The following is a 4,802-nucleotide window of genomic DNA, read 5'->3' as shown; positions in this document are numbered from 1 at the left end:
CAGAAGCGCTCCGAGGCCCGGATCCGTGAGCTCCGCCAGGAGGCCGGCACGGTCTTCCTCGTCAGCCACAACAACAAGTCCATCCGGGACACCTGTGACCGGGTGCTGTGGCTGGAGAAGGGCGAGCTGCTGATGGACGGCCCGACCGACGAGGTCATCAAGGCGTACGAGAAGGAGACCGGCAAGTAGCCGCTCGTCGAACGCCATCCCATAGACCATCAGGCCCCGCCGGGCAACCCGGCGGGGCCTTGTTGTCCACAAGCGGACCAGATACCCCGGATGGGAATGGGCGTGGAACCGTGGCACGTTGGGCAGAGCAACGGGGGAATCTGCACGGGGGGCTGACGGGGTGGCCAATAGTGGTGCCGTGGGCGGAAGCGGTCATGCCGAGAGGGTGTTCCGCGTACAGCGGGCCTTCACTCAGCTCGGCGGACGGGCCCATGGGCCCGGGGCGCTGGCCAGAGCGGCGGATCTGGACGACTCGACCGTCTACCGGATCCTCCAGTCCGGGGTGCACCAGGGCATCTTCGTCCGCGAGGGCCGGGGGCTGTACCGGCTGGGCTCGGCGGCCCCGCAGCTCGGTCTCAAGGCCCTGGCCCACTCGCCCGCGCCGGAGGCCGCCCACGCCCTTCTGGAGGCGCTGCGCCGGGCCACCGGGGGGCTGGCCTTCCTCTATCTGCTGGCGCCGTTCGGCGGCGCGCACCGGCAGTGTGTCGACATGGCCGTCGGCGACTCCGATCTGACGGAGCTGGGGATGACGCCGCGCGCGGTGCAGACCGTCGAGCACTCGCTGCGGGTGGGGGCCGCGGGGCGGGCCATCCTGGCGTATCTGCCGGAGACCATCCAGTCGGAGGTGCTGGACCGGCCGGTGCCCGCCGAGGCCGGTCCCGGCGCCTACCAGGACGATGTGCGGCTCCTGGCCTCGCTGGACCGGATCAGGGCGCGGGGGTACGCCCTGGGCCACGAGGAGTGCGCGGCGGGGTGGAACGAGTGCGCGGCGCCGGTCACCTGGGACGGGCTGGTGATGGGCTCGGTGCTGGTGATGAAGCCCAAACAGATCATGACGCGGTGTCCGGTGACCGTCATCGAGGCGGTGGAGCGGACGGCGGCGGACCTGGCCGACCTCGGGCGAGGCGGTCCCGCCGGTTCGGATGGCGACGATTCGAGAATGAAGTAAATTTACGGTAACAGGAGTAAACGTGAAGTGCATTTCCCGCGCTTCACCAGCCATTTCTCGCGAGGCGAGAAAGGGCCGGAAATCCTTGACTCGTACGGGCGTGCGGCCGCAATAATCAAGAGGGCAATCAAGTCTGATTCTTGCATGATCGGCGGCTCGAAGAGCCGCCTAACTAGGGGGAAATGCCACCGTGTCCGACAGGGGCGGTCTCGCCGTCGTGCCCGATATTCCCGTGCCCAACTGGGCGCGGGAGCTGGAACGTGTGCCGCTGTTATCAGCCAGAGAGGGCCAGACGTTTGCGCTGCTCGGCGCGGGCTGGTCCAACCGCCGTATCGCGCTGCGGCTCCAGGTGACCGAGCGCACGGTGAAGGCGCATGTGGCGTCAATACTCGCGAAACTGCAGGTGGAATCGCGGCTACAGGCCGGTCTGGTCGCGCTCAGCTACCGCCACCTGTACCAAAGTACAGTTCCGGGGAGGGCCGTGGCCGGTTAGCGTTGCCCCGTCTGCCCGTTTATCCGTCGGCCGGATAACGACGTGAACCAATCTGTCGCACAGCAATCGCGCCGTCATAGGAAAGGTATTCATGACTGACCGTTCCGGCCCGAGCGGAATGAACCCCGTGTGGACGCTGGTGGTGTCCGGACTCACCGTCTTCATGGCCGCCTTGGACAACCTCGTCGTCATCACCGCGCTGCCCGCCATTCAGAAGGACCTGGGCACCAGCCTCCAGGACCTGGAGTGGACGGTGAACGGCTACACCCTCACCTTCTCGGTCTTCCTGATGGCCGGTGCGGCCGCCGGTGACCGATTCGGCCGCCGCCGGGTGTTCCTGGCCGGCCTCGTCGTCTTCACCGGGGCCTCCGCCGCCGCGGCGCTGTCCGACAGCGCGGACACCCTGATCGCCGCCCGCGCCGTACAGGGCCTCGGGGCGGCCGTGGTGATGCCGCTGACGCTCACCCTGCTGACCGTGGCCGTCCCCGAGCGCCGGCGCGGTGTCGCGCTGGGCGTCTGGGGCGCCCTCAGCGGGCTCGCGGTCGCGCTCGGCCCGCTGATCGGCGGGGCCGTGGTGGAGAAGATCTCCTGGGAGTGGATCTTCTGGGTCAATGTGCCGATCGGCGTGGTGGTGCTGGTGCTCGGCCTGTGGAAGCTGGCCGAGTCCACCCGCCCGGACACCTCGCTGGACCCGGTGGGCACCGTGCTGGTCAGCCTCGGGGTGTTCGGCGTGGTCTACGCGCTGGTGTCCACCACCGAACACGGCTGGTCCAGCGGCCGGGTGCTCGGCTTCCTGATCGGCGGCCTGGTGGTGCTCGCGCTCTTCATCGGCTGGGAGCTGCGCACGGCCGAACCGATGCTGCCGATGCGGCTGTTTCGCAACCGCGCGTTCAGCGCGGTCAACGCGGCCAGCCTGCTGATGTTCGCGGCCATGTTCGGACTGGTCTTCCTGCTCACCCAGTTCATGCAGAACATCCAGGGCTTCTCGCCGCTGGAGGCGGGCGTGAAGATGCTGCCGTGGACGGCGATGCCGGTCGTCGTCGCGCCGCTGGCGGCGCTGCTGACCGCCCGGCTCGGCAACCGTCTGGTGGTCGCCGCGGGCCTGCTGTTCGAGGCCGCGGGTCTTGGCTGGCTGGCGTCCGTGGTGAGCGCGGACACCGCCTACGCCGACCAGGTGCCCGGCCTGGTGCTCGGCGGAATCGGCCTGGGGCTGTTCTTCTCGCCCGTCGCGGAAATGGCGATGAACGTCGTCGCGCCCCGCGACCAGGGAATCGCCTCGGGCGCCAACAACACCTTCCGGGAGCTCGGCGGCGCACTCGGCGTCGCGGTGCTCACCTCCGTATTCACCACGCTGGGCGGATACGGCTCGCCCCAGGAATTCGTGGACGGGCTGCGGCCCGCCGCCTGGATCGGCGCCGGAATCGCCGCCGTCGGCTGTCTTGCCATTCTTATGGCACCGCGCGGCCGCACCGCACCGGCCGAAACGAAGGTGATTTCTTCGGGGGCCGTCGAGGATTCATATGAGGGAAACCTCCCGAGCCGGTCGCGCAACTAATTTCGACAGAGCGAAGTCAGAGCGAACAAGATGATCCACCGGTCCCCGGGTCCCGGGTGACCGTTGGGTATGGGGGACGCTATGTACGACGTCATTGTGGTAGGAGCGCGCATCAGCGGGTCATCGACCGCGATGCTCCTGGCGAGAGCGGGGTACCGGGTCCTTCTCCTCGACCGGGCGAAATTCCCCGGCGGTAAGGGGGCCGCCACCAATCTGGTCCACCCTCCTGGAATTCTCCGGCTGAAGCGCTGGGGGCTGCTGGACGAGGTGGCGGCCACCGGCTGCCCGCCCATTCACTCCTACGGCCTCCAGAGCGGCCCCGTTCAGCTGATGGCCAAGCTGCCCGCCGTCGAGGGCGTGGCCGAGGCGTACTCCCCGGAGCGCCGCAAGCTGGACGAGATCCTGCTGGAGGCCGCCGTCAAGGCCGGGGCGGAGCTGCGGGAACAGGTCGCGCTGCGGGAACTGCTGACGGACGCCCAGGGCACCGTCATCGGCGTCCGGGCCGAGACCGAGGACCGCACCCCCATCGTCGAGCACGCCCGGCTGGTCGTGGGCGCCGACGGCTCGAACTCCACCGTCGCCCGGCTGGTGGGGGCCGAGAAATACGACTCCCACCCGGTGCTCAACAAGAGCCACTGGTCGTACTGGGCCGATCTGCCGCACGACGGCAAGGTGCGCACCTACCGCCACCGCCATCAGCACGCCTTCACCTGGCCCACCCACGACGGCCTCACCATCGTCGGACTGGCCCTGCCGGTCAAGGACTTCAAGGCGTCCGCCGACGGGGAGCGCGACGCCACGGTCGTCTCCGCCTTCGAGGAGGTCGACCCGGAGTTCGCGGCGCGGCTGCGGGAGACCCGGCGCGTCCACAAGTGGATGACCGGCGCGGTCCCCAACTTCCTGCGCCACTGTCACGGCCCCGGCTGGGCCCTGACCGGCGACGCGGGCTACACCCGCGACCCCATCACCGCCGCCGGTATCACCGACTCGCTGCGCGGTGCCGAACTGCTGGTGGAGGCCGTGGAGCCGGCCCTGGCCGGGGACCGCGACCTCGCCCTCGCCCTCGCCGACTACGCCAGGCGCCGTGACGCCCTGGTGAGCGGCCACTTCCAGTACACCCGCGACCACGCCGAGATCGCCGACTACAACCGCGAGGAGCTGGAGTTCATCCGGGCGATGGCCCGCAGCCCGCACCACGGCAGCGGCATGGTCGGGATGTTCGCCACCATCGTCCCGCCCGCCGAGTTCTACTCCCCGGCCAATATCCACGCCCTCTTCGACCACATTCCGCCGGGCTCCGAGCCGGGCTGGAAGATCCGGATGGTGCGCTGGCTCGTCCGCGGCGCCCCCCGGCATCTGCCCCCGGCGACCCGGCTCGCCGACCGGCTGATCGCCGGCAACCTCGGGAGCATGGGCACCTTCCTGCTCAACTCCCCGGTCGCCCGCGTGGCTTAGGGGGTGTCCGACGGATCGTGACGCCTGCGGCGGGCTGATCCTCTCCCCGCCCCTTCCCGACACCGGACGATAGGCGGCTCCGCCGCGTGCGGGGCTCCGCCCCAGACCCCGGGGTCCAGGGG

Annotated in this window: 4 protein-coding genes and 1 pseudogene; all 5 read left to right on the top strand. The window is 69.7% G+C overall.

Features of this window, described 5'->3' with window-relative positions; translation table 11 throughout:
- A pseudogene (locus ACFXB5_RS52720) lies at nt 1-189 on the top strand (ABC transporter ATP-binding protein); the annotation flags it as partial.
- Nucleotides 190-394: 205 nt separating this feature from the next.
- A complete protein-coding gene (locus tag ACFXB5_RS52715; protein ID WP_385223047.1) occupies nt 395-1,177 on the top strand; it encodes an IclR family transcriptional regulator in 783 nt (260 codons plus the stop codon).
- A 190-nt stretch (nt 1,178-1,367) separates the two neighbouring features.
- The gene (locus tag ACFXB5_RS52710) at nt 1,368-1,670 is read left to right on the top strand and encodes a response regulator transcription factor (RefSeq protein ID WP_385223044.1); all 303 of its coding nucleotides are present in this window, start codon (nt 1,368-1,370) and stop codon (nt 1,668-1,670) included.
- 91 nt (nt 1,671-1,761) lie between these two features.
- Nucleotides 1,762-3,225 carry an MFS transporter gene (locus ACFXB5_RS52705; protein WP_385223041.1) on the top strand — a complete coding sequence of 488 codons (1,464 nt, stop codon included), beginning with the start codon at nt 1,762-1,764 and terminating at the stop codon, nt 3,223-3,225.
- Nucleotides 3,226-3,294: 69 nt separating this feature from the next.
- Nucleotides 3,295-4,680: an NAD(P)/FAD-dependent oxidoreductase gene (locus tag ACFXB5_RS52700; protein WP_385223038.1), complete on the top strand. Its 1,386-nt coding sequence runs from the start codon at nt 3,295-3,297 to the stop codon at nt 4,678-4,680.
- Nucleotides 4,681-4,802 lie beyond the last annotated feature (122 nt).

Origin of the sequence: Streptomyces sp. NPDC059455 (assembly GCF_042750115.1) — a bacterium.
In the GTDB taxonomy this organism is placed as follows: Bacteria; Actinomycetota; Actinomycetes; order Streptomycetales; family Streptomycetaceae; genus Streptomyces; species Streptomyces endocoffeicus.
This window is presented reverse-complemented; position numbering and strand designations above follow the sequence as displayed.

Bases quoted from the DNA above. Each gene is read 5' to 3' on its own strand.
- ACFXB5_RS52705 (WP_385223041.1), top strand. From the start codon at position 1,762: ATGACTGACCGTTCCGGCCCGAGCGGAATGAACCCCGTGTGGACGCTG.
- ACFXB5_RS52700 (WP_385223038.1), top strand. From the start codon at position 3,295: ATGGGGGACGCTATGTACGACGTCATTGTGGTAGGAGCGCGCATCAGC.